Origin of the sequence: Sphingomonas sp. CCH9-F2 (assembly GCF_001556735.1) — a bacterium.
Lineage (GTDB): Bacteria > Pseudomonadota > Alphaproteobacteria > Sphingomonadales > Sphingomonadaceae > Sphingomonas > Sphingomonas ginsenosidimutans.
The window spans coordinates 1-1,295 of sequence record NZ_LSJO01000198.1 but is presented as its reverse complement, the minus strand read 5'-3'; the positions used below and the strand labels follow the sequence as shown (position 1 = coordinate 1,295).

The 1,295-nt window shown below is 69.4% G+C and carries 2 protein-coding genes; both read left to right on the top strand.

The genetic code is table 11. The features are described from left to right. The coding region (locus tag AX685_RS05780; protein WP_443026251.1) for an AMP-binding enzyme at window positions 1-267 on the top strand (267 nt) is incomplete at its 5' end. Window positions 268-285: 18 nt separating this feature from the next. After that, window positions 286-1,068: a thioesterase family protein gene (locus tag AX685_RS05775; RefSeq protein WP_066486333.1), complete on the top strand. Its 783-nt coding sequence runs from the start codon at window positions 286-288 to the stop codon at window positions 1,066-1,068. Window positions 1,069-1,295 lie beyond the last annotated feature (227 nt).

Genomic DNA, 1,295 nt, shown 5'->3' with positions numbered 1-1,295 from the left:
GTGCTGGCGCAGCATCCCGCGGTCGCGGACGGCACCGTCGTCGGCGTGCCGAGCGAGCAATGGGGCGAGACGCCGGTCGGCTTCTACGTCCCGCGCGCGGGCACCACCGCCGATGCGGCGACCGTCCTGGCGGACACCAACGCGAAACTGGGCAAGACGCAGCGGCTGTCGGCGCTCCATGCCACCGACGAGCTGCCGCGCAGCGCGATCGGCAAGGTGCTGAAGCGCGAGTTGCGCGACCGGCTGGCCGCCGGCGAATTCGCCTGACGAAAAAAGGGGCACCACATGAACCTGAAAGACGTGCTGGCGGCGCTGGAGCCGCAGGACGACGGCGCCAGCTGGCGCGGCATCATCCCCGACAACTGGTTGCAGGGGCGCACCGCTTATGGCGGGCTGTCGAGCGCGATCGCGCTTCATTGCGCGATGCGTTCCGACACCGATTTGCCGCCGCTTCGCTCGGCCCAGGTCAGCTTCATCGGTCCGCTCGCCGGCCCGGTGACCGTCACCACCCGCCGCCTGCGCCGCGGCAAGAACGCCGCCTTCATCGAGGCGAATGTGGAAAGCGAGGCGGGACTGGGCCTGCGCTGCACCTTCGTGTTCATGCGCGCGGTGGATAGCCAGATCGACCATGAGGACACCCCCGCCCCCGACTTCCCGCGCCCCGGCTCCGGCGACACCACGTTCAGGGGCAATCCGCACGTCGCCTTCACCCAGCAGTTCGAATTCCTCGACCGGCGCGAAGGCCCCGCGTTGAAGCCCGCGGAATGGCTGCGCTGGACGCGGCTGAACGATCGCGACGGCATCGATCCGATGGTGGAGCTGGTCGCGATCGCCGACTGCCTGCCCCCGGCGGCGCTGCGCATCCTGGGCAAGAACGTGCCGATGAGCTCGCTGACCTGGATGCTCAACATCCTCGGCCCGACGCCCGCTACCGACGACGGCTGGTGGCTGCTGCGTTCCGACGCCGATTACGCGCGCGGCGGCAGTTCGTCGCAGGTGATGGGGGTGTGGAACGCGCGGGGGGAGAAGGTCGCGGAGCAGATGCAGTCGGTGGTTATCTTCGGCTGATACATTTCGCGACACTTTCGGGGTTACCGCGACACAGGTGGACGACAGGCCGCGAGTACGAAGGGCCATCGACGGCGGCATCCCCCTAATCGGCCGCCGTCGAACCCCTTTTCGGAAGGATCGACCGTGAACAAGTCCCTGCTCCTTGCCTTGTCGTTGGGCGGCACGCTGCTGGCCGGCGCACCCGCGCTCGCCGCCGCGCAGGCCGCGCCCGCTGCCGCCCCGAC